The sequence below is a fragment of the Candidatus Omnitrophota bacterium genome (assembly GCA_021735655.1).
Lineage (GTDB): Bacteria > Omnitrophota > Gorgyraeia > Duberdicusellales > 4484-171 > JAHKAJ01.
Genome location: JAIPGM010000001.1, coordinates 210467 through 230609, shown reverse-complemented (window position 1 = coordinate 230609; position 20143 = coordinate 210467). Strand labels below are relative to the sequence as shown.

17 protein-coding genes are annotated in these 20143 nt (G+C 36.6%); 1 reads left to right on the top strand and 16 read right to left on the bottom strand.

Features of this window, described 5'->3' with window-relative positions:
• Positions 1-15: 15 nt before the first annotated feature.
• The 10 genes from K9L86_00395 to K9L86_00350 all read right to left on the bottom strand — a co-directional run bounded on the left by K9L86_00395 (position 16) and on the right by K9L86_00350 (position 9545).
• Positions 16-1449, bottom strand: a complete 1434-nt coding sequence (locus K9L86_00395) for a radical SAM protein (protein ID MCF7907326.1) — start codon at positions 1447-1449, stop codon at positions 16-18.
• An 11-nt stretch (positions 1450-1460) separates the two neighbouring features.
• Positions 1461-2306, bottom strand: coding sequence for a signal peptidase I (locus K9L86_00390; protein MCF7907325.1), 846 nt, complete (start codon positions 2304-2306; stop codon positions 1461-1463).
• Between the two features lie 26 nt (positions 2307-2332).
• Positions 2333-3058, bottom strand: a complete 726-nt coding sequence (locus tag K9L86_00385) for a hypothetical protein (GenBank protein ID MCF7907324.1) — start codon at positions 3056-3058, stop codon at positions 2333-2335.
• Complete coding sequence (locus K9L86_00380) at positions 3051-3941, bottom strand: hypothetical protein (protein MCF7907323.1); 891 nt, start codon at positions 3939-3941, stop codon at positions 3051-3053. Before K9L86_00380 ends, K9L86_00385 begins: the two co-directional genes overlap by 8 nt.
• A gap of 15 nt (positions 3942-3956) precedes the next feature.
• A complete protein-coding gene (locus K9L86_00375) occupies positions 3957-4130 on the bottom strand; it encodes a hypothetical protein (protein MCF7907322.1) in 174 nt (57 codons plus the stop codon).
• Positions 4131-4167: 37 nt separating this feature from the next.
• Positions 4168-5322 carry a radical SAM protein gene (locus K9L86_00370; GenBank protein ID MCF7907321.1) on the bottom strand — a complete coding sequence of 385 codons (1155 nt, stop codon included), beginning with the start codon at positions 5320-5322 and terminating at the stop codon, positions 4168-4170.
• Positions 5322-5615, bottom strand: a complete 294-nt coding sequence (locus K9L86_00365) for a PqqD family protein (GenBank protein ID MCF7907320.1) — start codon at positions 5613-5615, stop codon at positions 5322-5324. The genes K9L86_00370 and K9L86_00365 overlap by 1 nt, the downstream gene beginning before the upstream one ends.
• Before the next feature lie 3 nt (positions 5616-5618).
• A complete protein-coding gene (locus K9L86_00360; protein ID MCF7907319.1) occupies positions 5619-7112 on the bottom strand; it encodes an alkaline phosphatase family protein in 1494 nt (497 codons plus the stop codon).
• A complete protein-coding gene (locus tag K9L86_00355) occupies positions 7100-8338 on the bottom strand; it encodes a glycosyltransferase family 4 protein (GenBank protein ID MCF7907318.1) in 1239 nt (412 codons plus the stop codon). Before K9L86_00355 ends, K9L86_00360 begins: the two co-directional genes overlap by 13 nt.
• Before the next feature lie 67 nt (positions 8339-8405).
• On the bottom strand, positions 8406-9545 hold the full coding sequence (locus K9L86_00350; protein ID MCF7907317.1) for a hypothetical protein: 1140 nt from the start codon (positions 9543-9545) through the stop codon (positions 8406-8408).
• 120 nt (positions 9546-9665) lie between these two features.
• On the opposite strand from K9L86_00350, the gene K9L86_00345 reads away from it, so the two are divergent.
• Positions 9666-11012, top strand: coding sequence for a coproporphyrinogen III oxidase family protein (locus K9L86_00345; protein MCF7907316.1), 1347 nt, complete (start codon positions 9666-9668; stop codon positions 11010-11012).
• A 7-nt stretch (positions 11013-11019) separates the two neighbouring features.
• Here K9L86_00345 and K9L86_00340 read toward each other — a convergent pair whose 3' ends face one another.
• From K9L86_00340 to K9L86_00315, 6 genes are read right to left on the bottom strand one after another with little or no spacing between them, the layout of a single operon-like run.
• A complete protein-coding gene (locus tag K9L86_00340) occupies positions 11020-11823 on the bottom strand; it encodes an ABC transporter permease (GenBank protein ID MCF7907315.1) in 804 nt (267 codons plus the stop codon).
• A gap of 1 nt (position 11824) precedes the next feature.
• The gene (locus tag K9L86_00335; protein MCF7907314.1) at positions 11825-12502 is read right to left on the bottom strand and encodes an ABC transporter ATP-binding protein; all 678 of its coding nucleotides are present in this window, start codon (positions 12500-12502) and stop codon (positions 11825-11827) included.
• 45 nt (positions 12503-12547) lie between these two features.
• Complete coding sequence (locus tag K9L86_00330; GenBank protein MCF7907313.1) at positions 12548-13648, bottom strand: glycosyltransferase; 1101 nt, start codon at positions 13646-13648, stop codon at positions 12548-12550.
• Positions 13648-14808, bottom strand: coding sequence for a glycosyltransferase family 4 protein (locus K9L86_00325; GenBank protein MCF7907312.1), 1161 nt, complete (start codon positions 14806-14808; stop codon positions 13648-13650). The genes K9L86_00330 and K9L86_00325 overlap by 1 nt, the downstream gene beginning before the upstream one ends.
• Complete coding sequence (locus K9L86_00320) at positions 14805-17963, bottom strand: radical SAM protein (GenBank protein MCF7907311.1); 3159 nt, start codon at positions 17961-17963, stop codon at positions 14805-14807. Before K9L86_00320 ends, K9L86_00325 begins: the two co-directional genes overlap by 4 nt.
• A gap of 10 nt (positions 17964-17973) precedes the next feature.
• Positions 17974-20136, bottom strand: coding sequence for a B12-binding domain-containing radical SAM protein (locus K9L86_00315; GenBank protein ID MCF7907310.1), 2163 nt, complete (start codon positions 20134-20136; stop codon positions 17974-17976).
• Positions 20137-20143 lie beyond the last annotated feature (7 nt).

The following is a 20143-nucleotide window of genomic DNA, read 5'->3' as shown; positions in this document are numbered from 1 at the left end:
GCCTTTAAAACGCGGTCAGATCGGATCAGCAATATCCAATAACTGAAGAGCCTCAACCTTTTGCCACATCTTTAAAACAGCTTTCATTTTCTTTTGCTGGGCGGGAAAAAAAGAATAGCTCTTCCAGGGATCTAATCTACAATAATCAGAGAAGCTAACCGCTTTTCTGGTTATTTTATACTTTTTCGGAAACATATAAAACAAAGAAGCCGGGTCAATCACGCATTTATTTATAATTACAAGCACTCGTCCTTTAAAAATTTCATTGGTGGTTTCAATGAAGTCACTAGTCTTCTTAAAATCTACCATGCTTTCACCCGGAAATATATAGCCAAACTGCACAACACATTTTATGCCTTTTGCCCGTAAATAACGAAATACCTCAAAGTATTCCTGGTTAGTATGGAATGAACCTTTATACTTTTTTCGTAAGCGCTCAGAACCGGTTTCTGGAGATAAGGCTAAGCTACTATGTTTTCCATCTTGAAAAGTCTTAGCAAATGCATCAATGAACTCAAATGATGGCAAAGACCAACAATCAAACATCATTGAAATTTTTATTCTATTTTTGCGGATAGACTGAAATAAATCAAAATAATAAGATTTGTCAAGATTAGGATCAAAACAAATACAAAAAGTATCTACTCCTTCTCGAAAAGCGTCTTTAATGGTAGAGATGACTTTTTTGGAAGAACGAAAAACTAAATTATTTCGGTTGTTAATTAATTTCTGCGCCATTGCCGATCCACCGCAAAACAGACAATTAAACCGACAGCCTCGACCAACAGAAAGATAAAAAGGATTCAGTTTAAGAAGATTGTATGTTTCTGTATCCTGCACTGACTGGTAAATTTTAGCTAATGAACCTAAATAAAACTGACTATTTTTCATAAGTTTAAAATTAGAGAAATTTAACTGATCAAGATCCTCCTTTTTTGCTACATAACTCTGCTTGTTATGTATTACCTTTTTGGCTCTACGCCAAGTAAGATTCGGCACAGAACTTAAGTCAAAATGGCCGTCTTTTAACTGTCGCATCAACTCCAGCAGAGGTTTCTCAGCATCACCTCTAATAATAAAATCAACTTCCTTAACTTCAGGCATTATTTGATCGGCAAAAAAGCTTGCCGTATAACCTCCTAAAATAACTTTAACGCCAGGAACTATTTTTTTTATACTTCTAACTAAGCCTACGGTTTTAGAGCATTGTAAATGCCAATGCAAAGTAACTCCAACCAATAATGGCTTTTTAACTCTTAAATATCTGGCCAAAGAAAAACTATTATCAAGATATTCTTCTATGCCTAAATGAATTATTTCAGTCCTGTAGCCGTTTCTCTGCAAAATATCTGCCAAAGCAAATACACCCATCGAGACATTAGGAGCAATATGCTTAGCATTAGGGCCCGGCCCGGAATGATGGATTAAAACACAGTCAAATTGTTCCATTTTTAATTCTTCTAAAGTTTATCTGGAAAATCTCCTCTAGCTTCTATTTCCTCTCGGCTAAAGCAGTTGAGCAGGATTCGGCTACCTCCTGTAAAAGCATACACTTTAGACCTTTTTAAACCAGAGCCTTCAAGATAGCACACAGCTTGCTTAATCAATCCTCCAGCAACTCCCCTCACACGGTAAAGCAACCTTACATAAGGACCATAGAAAAAAAAGCTGCCTTCTTTGTCAATTAAAATCCAAAGTTTACCTATGGGCTTACCCTTAAACAAAGCCATAATTCCTGTCTGAGTTCCACCTTCACATAAAGAATCAAATGACCGATGATAAAAGCTTTTAAAATCATCATTGCTTTTTATGTCCCCCACCACGACATAAGAAACCTTTAAAGGAAACAATCTTTTAATCCAACTACGAAAAAACCCAAGAGAATATATTCCTTCCAAAACCCTGGTTGAAGCCTCTTTCCCTAAAAACACAATAAAAAACAGCCAGCAGCACCCAGGACCTCTTACTGGCTTTAGGTGGCCATCACGATAAACTCCAGCTATTTTACCAATTATATTTTCAGTAGAAACCTGATCGAGCTTATAATTAAAGTCACCTCTGGTCCAATAAGTGGAAAACCCCTTATTATTAACTACTCGGACAATCCGGTGGGCAACCGAAAATTCTTTTTTCCGATAAACAATAATATCTCCTACTCTTAACGAAGCAGAAGATACTGCCTTAATCAATACCTTATCTGAAGGCCTCAAGACCGGCCACATACTGTCGCTTTCGATAAATGATACTGTATAGTTTTTCTTCATTTTAAAAGGCAAGACGTAAAAAAAGGATAATGCTATAAACAAAATCCTATCTATGCAGTTAAGAAAATTTATTGAGGAATCTGAAAAATACTGTCATCTATTTCCTGATTAACCTTTATTTTGTAAAACTCCATAACCCTTTCCTCTTGGCCTTCGGGCTCATAAAGAGTTTGGACAGTCCTGCGGGGAAATACTGATCCTTCAACCTCCTGGTAATCCTGTGGTTTTAGATCCATTAACTTGTTCCAATTATCTCCCTGAAGCAAAAATACTTCGTATTTATCCGGTCGGCGGGAATCAGGTATCTTATAATATGCCTTTACCTTACACTTTCCGAAAAACAATAAAGTAGCTACTGCATATGTTGTACCAGAAACTTCTCTTAGGCCGCTCTCCTCTTCTAGAACCGCCCCACCTCTTAGGTCACCAGACAAAGCTTGCTCGACCATCCCCATATACATCTCTACCGGAACCATCGAAGAATTAGACCAACTTTTGCCTTTATCAAAAATGAATTCACCATCATCGCTTGCCTCAGGACGAACATCCAAACGCTTCACCTTAACTCTCCCCGGGGACTTCGCCCAAACATCTATATATAAAATAGTTTCAGCATCAATATCAGAAACCACTACTTTATACTCAATACTTTTTATATTTGAAACCTGGTAAGCAAAATTATCTTTAGCACTCTGAACCAAATCCTGATATGAAATATCTGCACCGAACACTGTTATATTAACAAGCATACTAAATACCGCTAACCCTAAATAAAACATAATTTTACTACGCATTTTTTCTCCTTTTGATAATACCATTAAATAAAGTAGAAGCCAAAACTTTGCTACCAATCAAATCTTTGCCGTTAATCAATAGATATGATTTACAACGCATTGCCAATTTCCTTAAGACATCCAAACGATAATCGGTCATCGGGTCATTTTTTCTAAAAATTACGTCTGAGTGTTCAATTAACCTCTTAAATGACTCTTTAGAACTTAAAGGGCAGGCTTCACTCTTTAAGCGCGGTTTCTTCGATATAAAAAACAAATAATTTGGTGAATATTCAACTAGCCGCTGATCTCTGGAGGCAGCAAACAAAGTGTCATCAGCCTGAAAAATAAACGGACTGTCATCATCCATAAGTTTGTAATCTTTACTTTGATTGGTTAACAAAGAACTTATGGTTGTTTTACCTACCCCACTGCGACCAATGAGAAAAAATGAAGATTTACCTCTTTTTACCCAAGCACCATGGACCATAAACATTCTAGCTAACGAATAGGTAAAAAGAATCATCCTGTCAACAAAGTAAGTTATCATCGGATCTTTTTCAATCAAGCCCACTTGGGCGTAACGCTTAAAATAGTTTATTTCCAATGAGGACCCCCTAGGGGTAACCAAGTTATAAATTATTGACTTTTTATCAAACTGGCAAGAAAAATCTAAAGATTTAGATTTGTTTTTTTTGGCTAAACCTTGATAATCAGAGATAAAATTAAAATCTATGAAAAAATCTCGTCGGATAGCATTGTTTCCACTTAAGGCCTTACGGCCAAAAAGCATAGCATATTTACCACACAAGAGGTCCCACAGGTATTTACTTTTAGTACGTATTTGGATAACTCCACGACAATCTCCTGCAAGAGGGTAACCTACATTGTAGTATTTACTCATACAAAAGTTAGAAAATTACCAACAACAGCAACAACCGCAGCAGCCGCAGCCAGCCGTAGTTCCGGCAATGCCTGCCTCTTTGGGATCGAGCAGTTTAATTTTTTTAAACTTAGGTTTTTCGTACGCAGCAACTGAAGAGGCAATTTTGTCTTGGTTTTTCTCTTTTTTCTTTTTCGAATGGCTAACCATAGCTAATCTCCTGTCTACTATAATATTATCACTATAATTATATCACATCTTCAATCTCATCCGTAAACTTTTTTTCTCCCTTAAAAGCACTAACCTTTTGTACTTCCATTTTCTCTGCCTGCCTATTATATCTCTGTGGATCCGGGAGATCGGTAAATAACCTAAAACATTGGGGATCAGGAGCAAATGGATTATTAAAATAAGAATAAGACTCGCACTTAGCACCACCGAGGCATCTATCGAAATAGGTGCATTTCCTACATTCTGGATTGACATTATCTAAATTCCGCAAAGCCCACAAGGTATCGGAAGAAAAGTAAACATCAAGCAACCTATCCTTTAATACATTACCAACTACTATCGGACAACGCCTACAGGCGAGAATGTCGCCGTTGGTAAAAATATTTAGATGACATCCTCTAGTAATACCGCAGCTTGGACAAGACTGATCCTGACTGCTTAGATAGCATGCATCTTCACAAACTTTAGAAACCCAAAATTTTCCCGGTACATCTAATTTTTTCTTCAAAGCCTCACGCCTAAGATAATACTCTTTCATTTCTAAAGGCGAAAGCATGAACTCCTTCAGCTGCCCACCTTCTCCTTCAGGAAAGTATCTGCGGATTCCAAAAGACCTGACCCCGAGGCTTTTAAGATACACAGCTAAATCATCTATTTCGTTTAAATTCATCCTGGTCAAGGTAAGCGAAACTCTGGTGGAAATTTTGTTCTTTATCAGCAACTCTATAGCCCGCAAAGCCTTATTAAAACTTCCCGGACCTCTTATTTGATCATTAGTTTGCTCAAATCCTTCTAAGCTAACCTGCACTGCGTTCACCTTCATTCTTTTTAATTCTTTAACTACCGACTGCGTAAGTAATGAGCCGTTAGTCATTATCTGAATTCTTAAATAATCATTATGCACGCTCAGCAACTTTAAGAATTTAAAAAAATCCTTCCGCAAGAAAGGCTCTCCTCCCCCTATATGCATGTAAGCTTGCTTAGCGGGAACGTTTAGAGTCTTAAACAGTTCCATACATTGGCCAAGAACCCCTTCTAGCTTGCCAAAAGGCAGTTCAGGCACCGGCGCCTTGTCCTGATAGCAATGCTTACACTGCCAATTACAGCGTTCAGTTATATGCCATTGGATAATAAAAAATGGATTTTGAAGAAAATGTTTTTTCTTAGCCATTATTTATTAACAATAAATATTTTTTTCTTAATTCCATCTGCAATAAAAGCAATTACATCTCTTTCTATGTCTTGCTTACCTACTTTCTTATATTTCTTTTGAACCTGAGAAATTACCTGAGTCAGTTTACCGCCTTTGGCTAACTGGCGCCAAATGATCTCAGCTGTTTTGTTTAATTCGTAAAAACTTTTTTCCTGTTTATTAAGAAATACTACCTCTTTGTCGATCTCTCGCCAAGAAATAATTTCTTCGTTAATAGTCATGCACTTGCCCTTTAACTGGTCGGCTTTCATAACTTACCTCCTTTTTCTGTCTACAAATACCTCACCGGACATTTTAGGATCTTTTTTTATCCCATAAAAGGAAAAAATCGTAGGCAAAATGTCCAAAAAATCAACTTTATCCTTGATAACCTTTAAAGATTGTCTCTTGCGACTTGAGACAATGAAAACCCCTTCAGGATTATGTATAGAATAATGCGGTTTAAAATCTACTAACTCCTTTACTGGTATCTCCTCGCCCTTGATTAATATCTTTGTCGAATAGTTTATGGCCTTGTAATTCGGCACTACTTTAAATGAATTATCTTGTTTTTCAAATGATATATCCAAAAACAAAGGCTCACCTTTATTGGTGATTATCTTTTTCATTTTCCTGCTTAAAGATAAAAATATTTTTTGGGGGTTGCGTCCGCGGATAAAACCCTTTCGTACAGCGTATATACCCCAAGGATTAACATTATCATACACGCTGGTTCGATCCCAATCAATACCGTCATCATAAAAGAAAAAATTTAATTTATGATAAATTTTATCCATAAATATGTACTTCTTAAATATTCGTGAATCGACCATGCCGTAGTGAGAAAGAATCATAACCGTAGAATCACTATCGCTCAGTTTCAATACTTCGCCAATATTTTTATCAATGTAACGATAATAATCCTCAATTATCCCGCCATACTTTTTTTGTCGACGCCGATGAACCGCGCCCTTAAATCTTTTCTTGGCCAGAGGCAGGCAATCCCAGAAAAGATGTGACAAGGAATGTATTTCATGCAAAGAAAGGGCAAAAAAATCAGGCTGAGGAAAACGTTTAAGAAGATATTTAGCCCATTGGCAATACAAACTATCGTAGCGTAATTTATAAGACAAAGCCCCTCTAATATAAGGCTTACCTCTCTGAATGAATGACTCTATTTGACTATCCGGCTTAAACTTAAGCAGCTCTTTTGCTAAGTTAGCCGGGTAAGTTAACCGGGAATGCAGATTATCTAAGTTTAGCTTCCAGCCACTGTCAGCATCCTTATTAGCTTTGCGAAAATAAATATCATCAACATTGTAAAATCTAGATACATTATAATGAGGCAAAGCTATCGGGGGCCAATCACCCATACAGCCAATTACCCCTATTGTTTTGCCTTTATTTGCCAAGATCTCCCATGCTACCGGACGTTTCCTGGTCCTTCGAGAAGCTGGTATTTCTCTGCCACGTGAATCTTTTTCGGTTGAGGAAATAACTCCATGAACCTTAGGTAAAAAACCAGTCATTGAAGTCAACCAATCCGATAAATCCGAATGGCTCCCTAAACGAGGGATCTTCTTGATATACTCTCGGTATATATCAAAAATCTCCCAAAGATCAGCCTCAAGCATATTAATATTATTAAGAGTCCCGCTGACCCCTTGGTCTACTAAGCGGCTTAAAACCGGTAAATCACCTTTCTTAAACAAGTGATTCATTGCCGGCCAACAAGCCCCATCAATACTTATAAGTATTACCTTAGGCATGAATTCTTTAGGATAGCTATTTTGAAATTTTTAACAAACAAGTCTAGGGAAGCCTCAAAAAAATTCCGTCTGGCAGTCCAAACAGCCCTGGCTTTTTTTCCAATTTTATAAGCTAAACCAGGATCATCTACAATAAGCTTAAGTTTTTTAGCAAAAGTATTAATATTATGAGGATCAACCACCAAAAAGTGTTCTTTATCTTTACAACCATAATAAAAAGCTTTCTTACTCATTCCTTTTCCGATTACCGCACAACGCCCACAAAGCATTGCCTCTAAACCTATTTTGGATCCGTGAGTGCCTTCAGGCAAATAAGGAGTCTCTTCGCTTTCTGGGGCAACCACTGCCGTAGAAGCGGTAATGATAGAAGGTACCAGCCAAGGCGGCTTAAAATCCAACAGGCAAGTGTAAGGCAACAAACCCTTTTCTCTTATTAAATTCCTCAAATGAATCCGCATCCGCCCTTTTTCGGTAACAAACAAAAGATAAAACTTACCTTTAGGCAATTTAGCTGCAGCTTCAACAAAGGCAAAAGTTTTTTTGAGGGGAGAAATCTTTCCTAGAAAAGTAAAAACTGGTAAGCGTCTGTTAAACCGATCAAAATAATCACTTAAATCAAAAGGTTTTGCTTGAGGGTGAAAACTATCGTCTAGAGCCCTAGTGTAAGACATCTTTCCAATAGAAGGTGATAGTTTATCTTCAGGGATAACCCCTGAATCTACCAACCGGCTTTTGACCTGGGGCGAATTAACTACCAAATCTGCATTTTTAAACAGCTCAAGAAAAATAGGCCTAAGCTCTGGCTCATCAAATAAATTAGTAATGTCACTGCCAGCATGATCTAAAAACCAAGGCACACCCGTAGCTTGCTTAACCAAAAGACCAGCAACCCCATAAGGAAGCAGATAATTTGAGTAAAGCACATCTATTTTATTCTTTTTCACAATTTCTATTGCCATGCTGGCAAGCTTAGCAATAAACGGCTGATACTGAGGGATAAAACGCCTACTCAAAGGCTGCGTACTGAATACTCTTACATTTTTTGGCTCAAGCTGACGGGCATCAGAAGGATAAATCTGCTCTCTATATTCAAAACCAGCTTCTTCAGCATTGGTTACAACAAAAACCTTATGTCCACGTTGCCCTAAAGCCTTGCTCAACCAATAATTGCAAGTTGAAACCCCTCCTTGTATCGGAGGATATTTACCTAATATACATATATTCATTGTTTGCCCTTAATCCCTTCCTTTCCAGTAAAATGAAAACTATTTTATCATGAATACAGTTTAACATCTATACCTTTTCTTTTAACCATCTACACATTGGCTTAAAGACTTTTTTATGTGCATATTCACCAAAAAGAATATCAGCATGCCCCCAGTTATTTAATATCTGCGTTGTAACATCGCGACTGCCTATATATTTTGTTGCCTTTAGTTTTTCATCTAAAGAATAGTACCATTGAGAGAAAAAAGCAATTACTGGCACATCTACCTCATTTATTTGATTTGCATAAGTTATCTCAGAAGACCCTATACCTTGGCTGTGCAAAGATATTGATTCAGCAATCTGAACAATAGGCCAGTAAGGATCCTTAGACAGCAGCCAAGCTAGCAAAATTTCAATATTATTATACCCTTCAAATAGATTAGCTATACCTTTAGACCCCCAGCAAGGCCCTCGACTGTTATGTATCCTTTCGGCCATATATTCCGCTAAATTCTTAGGCCCCTCAACTGGACTAGGAGCATTGGGGTTATCAATCGCTTGCTGTATTAGCTGCTTAGTAAAATTAAGATTAATAGAGTACCGTCCAACATTCATTAATTGTTCTCGGGAAGCTGTCTCTTCTTGAAAAGCTGCCTGAATACGAAAAGAATCTAAGGCCTCTTTTAAGGTAATTTTGTGATCAAAGGAAAAATAATCCCACCAAAGAGAGCCGTCGAGGATAATCAAACCGGCAAGATCGCTAAACCAATTACGACAAGCATAATAATAAGCCAGAGTCCCACCTCTGCTCATCCCAGCAATAAATATTTTATCTGTTTTGGTAATTTTCTTGATAAAATCGACGCTTTTTTTAATATCTTCCAAAAATACCCCATAAGTCCAATCGGCCATAAACGATAAATTATCTTGGTCTTGGATATCAGCACTGTGGGTCCGATAATCTAAGCTAAAAATGTCTACCTGGTTCCGAGCAAGATAAATACGAAACTCGTAGTTCTCCCGATAATCAATTAAAGTAGAATTTCCCCAGGTTCCCGGTAAATAAAGAAGAGTAGATTTTGCCTTTGTGCTTGCTTTATCTCTGATTCGCTCCAAAGAAATAACCCCATGTTTGTCTCCCGAAACCGGACTAAATTTCCATGTTGTCAGGTTTAAGTCTTTGTTGCCGGGAACCGTCTTATGATTTAGCTTTTTCCAACTCATATATACGCTGTTTATTATCTAAAATCATGAATTATCGCACGAATTTGCTTCCAATCAGTAAAACACCACCAAGAAAAGCATTGCCCGGTTTAGTTACAAGAGATATAATAACTTCCAATCATGGGCAATCTACAAAAATCCAAAGCAACTCTTACCATACCGCAGTTACGACAATCCAATGACTTATCACTAGTATATGTCCACATCCCTTTTTGTAAATACAAATGTCACTTCTGTTGTTTCTGCCGCAGGTATAATAATGATTTTCTAGCCTTAAAAGAACTAAAAACCCCTTACATCAAAGCTCTCTTAAAAGAGCTCGCGGTAAAAAGCTTTTGTTCCGAAAAAAACCGAAAAACAAAGCTAAAAGCAATTTATTTTGGCGGAGGAACTCCGTCTTTACTCTCGGTAAAAGAACTGGATAAGATAATTTCTTCAATACTTTCCTGCTCCGGACAAAATAGAAGCGACATCGTAGAAATAAGCATAGAAGCAACTCCTGATTCTTTAACTGACCAAAAAGTCCGCGGCTTAAAATCTATAGGGTTTAACCGAATAAGTATCGGGGTGCAAACTTTTAATAACAAAATCCTCTCAGGCTTAAACCGCGACCACCGAGCAAAGGATATTTATTCTAGTTACGATCGCATACGTAAGGTTGGTTTTAAAAACGTAAACCTTGACTTGCTATGCAACTTTCCAGGCCAGACGTTTTCCGAATGCAAAGATGACTTAAAAATTGCTGTTAGCATGGAACCAGACCACATGTCTTATGCCACCTTACTCCCGGTGCCTGGCCCCTTATTTGATAAATCAACGAACATAATCGAAAAAAAAATATTCAACCCATACCGAATGAACTTGATAGCGGGCAATTTAGATTTAATCCTCCATGCCTACGACTATTTATCTAACAATGGATATCCTAATTATTTTCATACTTATTTTGCCAAAAAAGGAAAAGAGTTTCTATCAGAACTAATCTTTGTTTTCTGCGTTCCCTTTATGGGCCTTGGCGCCGGAGCCATAGGCTGGGACGGCATGAATTCAATAAATATCAAAGAGTACATCAAAAATCCTCTCAGCCAAACCAAAGCGCTTCTCTCTAACGACAAACCATTTTACTGGAGCCTTCTACGTGCTATCTACCTACAGCTTCTATTACCCGAGGGAATAAATATAGATTATTTCAATGACCGGTTTAACTGCGATCTGGAAAAAATAATATCTAACCCGGATCGTTTTTTAAATTACTCCCGCCTAAATAAAAAATACAATTTCTGGCCGAGCCACGACTACAACAAAAGTTTAAAAACATTTAAAAAAATGATTCGAAAAGATGTAATTGAAAAATATAAAGGGTGTATACGCATTGTTCCAAAAAAGCGATTCTCCCCAGAAGGGCTAGGAATTTATGTTAATGAAGTTTATGCCCAGCAAAATATTACCAACAATTTAAGTGAATAATCATTACCTAATAATAAGATAAGCTACCGCTCATCTTAGCTCGCCGCACAGCATAACTAAAAATAATTAAAGATAAAGGCAACAAACATACTGCACAAATAAACAACACAACTAACTCGTTAGTTATCTCGACAGATGTTGCCCCGGCAAGTATAACTTTACGCAAAGCCCTGACAGCATAAGTGATCGGTAAAAACTGAGATATTTTCTGAAACCCTTTAGGCAAAACACTCACTGGATAATAAACTCCGCCAAAAAAAGCAAAGAATGTACTAGCAAACCAAGCAATCGGATCACCTCTTTTACAAACCACTATTACTGCAGCAGCCAATATACCTATGCTTAAAAAATTAACGACAATCATAATTAAAGTTAAAAATAAGGCAAACCAATCCAAAGCAACAATGCCCTCCTTAAACAATAAAATTCCGGTTACCAAACATACCACCATAGCAACTAAAGCAATAAGACTATTCCACAAACCTGCCGAAATTGCTACGATACTACTTTTTACCGGGGTAGCAAAAATAACCTCTAAAGTTCCGTACATCTGCTCCTGCCGCATACCTTCAGAAGCTGAACGCAACAAGACAAGAAGATAGCCGTATACTGACAAGCCTATAACCACAAAAGGGAAGTACCCTCCTCGATATTCGCTGAAGGCAATATTCCCCTGCTGGTCGATAAACTTAGATATAAAATAAAAAGTAACAACCGGTATAACAATACCCGCCCAACGCAACATGAAAAATAGCTTATAACTTAAAAAAATTTGAAAATCTTTCTTAATAAATGCTATAATTTTTCCCATATCAACTATCCTGTTGCCTTAGGCAACCCTTATCCATTACTGCTAATTTATTCGCTAAAAACGAAGCTTCCTCTAAGTTATGACTAGTAAAAATAACTGTCTTTTTGCTTTCTTTACCTAAGTTTTCTCTTATAAAAATTCTTAAATGTTCAGCGTGAGAAGAATCCAAATTTTTAGTGGGTTCATCTAAAAGCAAGATATCCGGATCATGCAATAATCCTCTAGCAATAGCCAGCCTCTGTTTGTATCCCGAGGAATACTCTTGAACCAGAACATCACTCATATCCTCGATGCCCAGCAATTCAACCAACTGCTGGATTCGCCTCTTGGCTTCGGATTTTCCCAAACCGTACAAAGCAGCAAAAAACTCTAAATTCTGCTGACCGCTCAAGCGCCAGTAAAAACTCCTCTCTTCCCCGGTAACCAAACCAATTGTACCTTTAACCGAAATCCGACCACTGGTTGGAATAATTAAAGAAGCGATTAGTTTTAAAAGAGTTGTTTTTCCGGCAGCATTAGGACCCATAATAGCCATGGTGGAACCTGCTTCTAAAGAAAAACTAACTCTATCTACAGCCTTTACCTCGGTTCGAGCTGCTGAGCCTCTAAGCTTCTCACCAATGCCTTTGTGTGGCTTAAATATTTTAGTTAGTTGATGCGTCTCAACAAGATAACCCAAATCAAATTCTCCTTTATTCCTTAAGTTATAGCAACTGTGAAAATTCTAAGCATTGATACCAGCCAATATTTCATAGGCTGATTCACTAACGACATCTAAAGAGTATTGCTTCTCTACTGTTTTACGAGCATTATCCCCTATCTTTTTACCCAAATCTTTATCTTTAATCAGAGCTTCCATCCTTTCTAAAAATTCTTCCTCGGTTCCAGCTAAAAATCCATTCTCGCCATTATCAATAATACTGGCTGCTTCTCCGATATTACTAGAGATGGTTGGCTTGGCCATAGCCATATATTCAAATAATTTAACCGGGCTTTTTGATAAATTAAACCGGGTCTTATCCAAAAGCGGTACCAATCCAACATCAATACTATCTAGATGACTGGGAATACTCCGATAATTAATCCACCCAGCATATATTATACTGTTAGAACTCGAAGCTTTGACTAATTTTCGCAATTCATTTCCGAAAATACCGTCTCCGGCAATAACCAGCTTAATAAAAGGATATTTTTTACGAATAGCCAAAAAGCAATCAATGATAAATTTTATATATTTTAAAACCTCTATCCTATTCACCGAACCATGCCATGAAAAAATAAAATCTTTCTTGTCTTTACGACCAAGGGACTTAAATTTATCAGTATCTACTCCGGTGGGCAGATAATAAACCTTCTTGTTAAACTGCAAAAGATAATCTCTTAAATAATTACTAGCCGCAATACAAAACATGCTGTTCTTTGCAAATAAACCAGCAAGGTATTCGGCTTTTGACTTAGGGAATAGTCCAAAATAATACCCTATATCTTCTCTTGCCTCCCAATCATCCATATCAAACACCAAAGGTATCTTTTTAAGCTTAGAAACTAGCCATGCCGGAATTGTATGATAATTAAAGCGATTTACGATAAAGATCGGCTTATCTTTTTCTTTTGAGAGTAACTTAAATCCCTTATAAATATGCTTAAACTTCTCAAAAAAAGTAAAATCAATTTCATCTTTTCCTGATTTAGCACCCAACCTATCGGAAAAAGAAAAAACATCAGCCCTTAGTCCTTTTTGCCTTAGTTTAGCCGATAAACTATAACAACGGGTTCTGGCTCCCGGATTCTCAAGGCCTTCTCGAGTTATAAATACAAACTTCATTACAGTATCTTTTTGTAGGCGCAAATTAAGGAATCTGCCGTGTTGGTCCAGTTATACTTTCTCTCAGCCCGCTTACGTGCATGCTTAGATAATTTACCTCTTAATTCTTTATCTTCAACTAGGCGCAGAATTCCTTCAGCTAAAGAATGATGATCCCCCGGCTTGACTAAAACTCCACAGCCGCCGATCATATTTCTTACTTCACCTACTAAACTTGCCACTATTGGTTTACCGCTGGCTAAATACTCTGCAATTTTTAAAGGACTCTTGCAACGAGTTACCTCAGTATCTTTAAAGGGTGCCACGCATACTGATGCAGCATTAACATAATCGGGAATATCACCATAAGGTATGCTCCCGGTAAAAATAACTTTATCTTTTAAGCCTAAATCATAAGTAAGCTGTTTCAATGAATGTTCCGAAAAACCTTCACCAACAATCATAAATTTGACATCCGGCCGCTCAGAAGAAAGGATATTGGCCGCTTTTATAAATATATCTACGTATTGGGCTCCGTGTAACTGACCAATATATAAAACTAAATCTGAACTAATATTGAATTTTTTCTTAACCCATTGACCATTTAGGCTAGGCTTAAATTTATCTAGATCAGCTCCTACCGGAGTATCAAATATGTATTCTTTTTTTACTCCAAACTTATAAGTTAAGTTTCTCAAACACTTGCTAGCACAAGAAGTTGAATCAGCTAAAACCGGAAGCCATCTCTCTAATACTTTAAATGAAAAACCGATGAAACGGGAATGTAAACCTCTACCGCAGGATTCATACCAAATTTTCTCCTCCCAATCATCCCAGTCATAATGAAGAGGCTTAGCGGCAATATAGGCAGCAATTACCGTAGGGATTGAAGAGTAATGATGACATTTCTGCAAGTGGACGATATTCGCCCATTTACACAATTTTATAAGTTTAATTATATTTATAATAAAAGCTTTCGGAGAAGGTGTTCGATCTAAGGGGATCAGTTCTATAGATCCCATATTTTTAGGATAATGTTTTTCATTTATAGTTAAAGGGAAATAACACAATTTAACCTTGTGATCCTTTTTCTCAAATTCTCTGGCTATACTCTTAATTCTTATCGTCCAAGGTTCAGACCGATCAAATAAATCATGGGGGTGCACCATTAGTATTTTCACTTTTTTCTTCCCCCCAAGAGAACTTTATTTCTAAAAATCATAAATACCCAAAAATAAATAATATAAAAAAATGTGTAAAAAGAAACAAAAATCAGGATTAACCATTTATTAATATTTCTTCTTTTTAGCTTAAATTCTTCTTTTTCTGGTAACTCTTGCAAAGAATTCAGGGATTTTTCCAATAAGCCGAGATTTTCAAGCAAAACTTTTTGCTCTTTTCCCTCTATAATATTAGTCTCCATAACTTTAATCTTAAGATCGCAAGCTAACCCTAGAATACGCTTAGCTCTTTCTTCCCGTACCTTGTATGTATTTCCCTCATAAGTTTCCCATAAATAATGCCAGTTTTCTTGAGGTAAAGGCTTTATTTTAAAACGCTCTCTCTGCTCATAGATTTCAGTTCCGGCTATTAGATGTAAGGTGTTTATCGATTTTATGGTATCCAGATATTTTGCATTTCTTTTTATAAAATCGTAAGTTTCTTGAAAATCTTTCTCAGCCTCCCCGGGAAAACCAATCATTGTAAAAATTTCTGTCTCAATGCCTGCTTTCTTAGCAAAAATTATATTTTTTTCAGAAATCTCTGCCGTAAAGCTCTTATGCATTAACTTTAACACCTTGTTCGAACCAGACTCAAGGCCAATTTGAAGTTTAAAACATCCGGCCTGCTTCATTTTTTGGAAATATTCAAAATTCATATCTTTGCGGGGGGCAATTTGCCCAGTCCATCTAATTTGAAGATTTTCCTTTATTATCCTGTCGCAAATATCATTCAAGGTATTTAGATCACCATTCAAAATATTATCGACTACAGTGAATTCATCTACATTATACTTTTGCTTATGATATCTCAATTCCTTCATAACCGATTCAGCTGACTTTGACCGATAAGAAGAAAAAAGCCGATAATTTTTGCAAAAAGCGCATTTACTCCTACAGCCTCTTGACCATTCAACAAGGAAAGATTTACCGTATAGACTCAAATCAAATTCCTCATAGGTCGGGAAAGGAATCTTATCTAAAGAAACAATCTCACCGCTTTCTCGACAAACCCACTTACCATTATCCCGGCTGCAACAACCCTCGATACCTTTAAGCTCTTTTTTCTTTAAAATTCGGTCTACTACCTTAAACAAAGTTTGCTCGCCTTCGCCGATCACAAAAGTATCTATCTCTTCCTCAACATTATCCAAAAATATCTTTCTCTGCTCATAAGTAGAAGTTGCCGGACCACCTAAAATTATCTTTTTACTTTTATCCCTACGTTTTATTCTCCTAATGAACTCTATAGTTATTTTTTCTTTAGGGTCAACTACCGAGAAACCTAATAGGCTGCAACCTGAAGACAAAATATCATTTATTGCCTTATCTATTTCCTTCTTAAATAATTTTAAAATCAAAGGAAAAGAATCTTGATTTGACCAAAAGTTTTTATTTTCTACATGCCAGAGCATTTGAAAATTTGGCTGACTCAAATAAAATTTCTTATTCAAGTCTAAGACCGATGGCTTAAAGCCTTTATGACGAAGATAGCTACACACATAGCCTACTCCGATATGAGGATTTTCTTGACCCCAAGGGGGCAAATTAATTAATAAAAAACTATCTCTATATTTATCTGTTTTTTGTTCTGCATATCCTCTAGACATAATTTTATTTTCTGTAGTTGACTCATCTTTATCGTATGGATTGCCTCCACCTACAACGATTCCTTGTTGTTTATTTAAAGAGTTTCCAGTAAACTCTAAAGATTCCGCCTCTTCGGTAAAGGGAATATTTAAACTAGCAACTACTTTTTTAAGTTCAAATATCCGGGCTTTTCGCAAAGAATATGTATTCTTATCACCAATAAACCATCTCTTGTCACTATCTTTAGCCGGTAATGTGACTTGATATTTATCGGGATTGCAAAATATCTCTGAACCGGCCATTACATAAAGAGGGTTGATAGACTTTATCATGGAAATATACTGACGGTTTCTATTCAAAAAATCTTTGGTCTGATTGAGATCATCCTCTGTCTCCTGTGGATAACCCACAATTAAATAGAGATATGTTTTTATCCCTGCTTGATAAGTATCTCGGATAACTTTCTCGGCAATTTCGACAGTAAATATTTTCCTCATTGCTTTGAGAATCTTATTCGAACCGCTCTCTAGACCATACTCCAAACGATAAAAACCTGCTTTCTTCATTCTCTCTAATAGTTCTAAGGTCATTTCCTTGCGGGGAATTGCCAGAGAATTTATATTTACAGAAAGGTTAGCTTCGATTAATAAATCACATATTTGCTCAAGAACCCTAATATCTCCATTTACTGCTGGGTCAGATAGGCTCATATGAATAATATTGTATTTTTCTTTATAGAATTTTATCTGGCTTATAATATAATAAGGTGCTTTTGACTTAAAGGCAGAAGAAACGCTTTTAAAATCGCAGAAAGGACAACTACCTACGCAGCCACGAGAAAATTCCATAGGTAAGCTCACGGGTGCTTTATATTTTTTTAAATTGAATTCTTCAAATGTAGGAAATGGCAGCGAATTAAAATCTTTGATCTCTGCCCTCTGTTTAACTCCTTCAAACTCACCCTTCTTAATTATGCCTGGCAATCGACCTATATCTTCTAGCTTATTGCTAGCTATTTTCTTTACCAATTCGACAAGTACCTCTTCTCCTTCTCCAATCACACAGTAATCTATCTGCGTCCTTAACTTCCTAATTAAATCATTTCTCTGCTCATTTATTGAAATTGAAACACCACCTAGAATTATTACCTTATCGGGATCGCTAGTTTTTATTCTTTTTACTATCTCCTCCAACAAAAGGTCAGAGCAATTAGTAGAAAGTGAAAAGCCAACTATCTTATGCTTAAAACTTAAAATTTTCTTTATTAAAGGTTCTATGTAAACATCTAATTCCTTTCTAATATCAGAATATCTTTCTGGCTCTCGCCACCAATGAGAATAATTCATACTCCACAAATATTTACTTTGCTCATTAACGGCATTGTAAAGCTCAATATTCATATCAAATACTTCAGTGCTAATATTTGCATTCCTCAAAGAGGTACTTAAACAAGCTAAGGCTAGGGGTGGCGTATCTACTCCCCAAGGAGCAAGACCCACTAATAAAATTTTATCTGTTAGATTCATATGTAAATTTTTAAACCTTTAATTTTATTTTTAGCTTATTTTTCCAAACATCACCTTTTTTGATCAATAAAGATTCAGTGCTGTGGTCATCTTTAAGGTTCTCGCCAAAACGGCAAAAATTAATCATTCGAGTATGCAAGTGAAGCGGGGTATTATGGACCTGCACGAACACACCACCCTTGGATTCTTCCTTCAGGGTCATCATCGGTAAAAATCCCTTAGAGCCGATGCTTATCGAATCAAGCTTCAAAAACAATGCTTCCTCCCAGTTCTCGGTAAAATTATCGGAGAATCGGTGTTCTTCACCATTAACTTGGCAACTATCGTATTCCTGTGACAAGATAATGCCGATCTTATATTGAGATAGCTCCAAAGACCTTTTAAACTCTGTTTTTACCCGCCATTCGACAGAAGAATCACCTTCTGTTTTTATCGTCCAGCATTGAAACAAAGAAATCTCCGGCCAACTCATTCTTATTTCCAAGCCTCTGTTGGATCTGGCTACCCGACACTTTGCCGAAGAAGAATCAAACCATCGCCCATTGGCATGAAAGGAAGCATTTAGGCCTACGTCTTTAGTTAAGGCCTTATTGTCATAATATAACCTACCGCTTCCTTTTTGACTAAAGTCTATCTTTAACTTCTTACAACGAAAAACTTTTTCCGCTTCTTGAGTTTGGACTAGAAAATCCCCCATACCCATATCGTGCTGCTTTTGATAGTTCAAAATAGTAATCGGTATAGCTATCTTTGAAGCAAGAGTTATAATTTTTCTGGCTCGTTTTGCTCTAATCGCAGGAGTATTATGAGGATAGGCGCAGAAATTTTCATAATTAGGCTCAAGCTCTTTATTTCGAAATAAGAATTTTGGCATCCTTTTCAAAGGAGAATAAAAATAAATACCGAAATTGCTCATATTCTCAGCTAAATCCGAAGTCGGTATTAAAAAACAAGTAGACAGGTTTGTGATTTGATCAATGTAGTCTTTGTTTCTTTTGATAAATCTATAAGTTTGGTTAAATTCTTTATTCGACTCACCGGGGTGGCCAACTATAATGTTGATTCCTGTCTCGATACCTGAGGAATGGGTTTTTCTAATAACATCCTCTGCCGTATGAGAATTATATCTTTTATTCATCTTATCTAAAACTAAATCTGAAGCTGACTCCATACCATAACATAAAAATCTGCATCCCGCCTTCTGCATCTTCTGAAATAACTCTAAACTCATACCTTTCCTTATGGCCGCATAGCTTGTCCATTTTATAGACAGGCCGCTTTCAATGATCAGGTCGCAAAGCTGCTCCAATTGCTTTAAATTTCCATTACATAGTAGATCGTTATACTCAAACTCTTTTTTACAATTATTTTCTACATGGTATTTTATCTCTTCAAATATTTTGTGCGGATTTCGAAATCTAAAAGGATTACTGAGCTTATGGTCTACGCAAAAACTGCATTTATTTATACAGCCTCTGCTGGTAATAATTGGAATTGGTTTGTAAACATGTTCTTTATGGTATTCATCCAGCTCGAACTCCGAAAAAGTAGGAAAAGGAATATCGTTTATCTGCTTAACAGGATTCGCCGGTGAAAAGTCATGATATTTCTTATCTAGACAAATTATTGTCCCAGGAACCTCCAACAAATCAGACAAAGACTGTTTATCTTTAAATCTTTTAACTATATCCAATAAAGGCAGCTCTCCGTCGCCAATGACAAAAATATCTACCACCCTTTCAGGATCTATATTGCAAGTATCCAAAAAACATCCTGGCCCGCCTAAAATAATTATTTTCGAAGGATCTTTTGATTTTATCCGATGAGTAAGGTAGGTGGCGATATTTATACTAGCTACCGTAGTAGAAAAACCGACCAACTTTGCAGGATGACTACAGATTCGATCAACAAAATTTTCAAGTTCTTTATTGAATGCCTTAATAAAATCTTGGGCAATCCGAAGCGAACCAAAATTACTTATTGTTTCTATATCCCAAAAATATTTATGGCATTCTTGAGCATTATTAAAAAGATCCACATTCAAATCTATGACATCTACGTTAATATTGTTTGACTTCAAAAAACTGGCTAAATAGGCCAAGCCTAAAGGCGGCATCTTTGTCTGCCAAGGCGGAGTCATTACAAAAATTAATTCGCAATTTTCATTTTTCATGAGCATC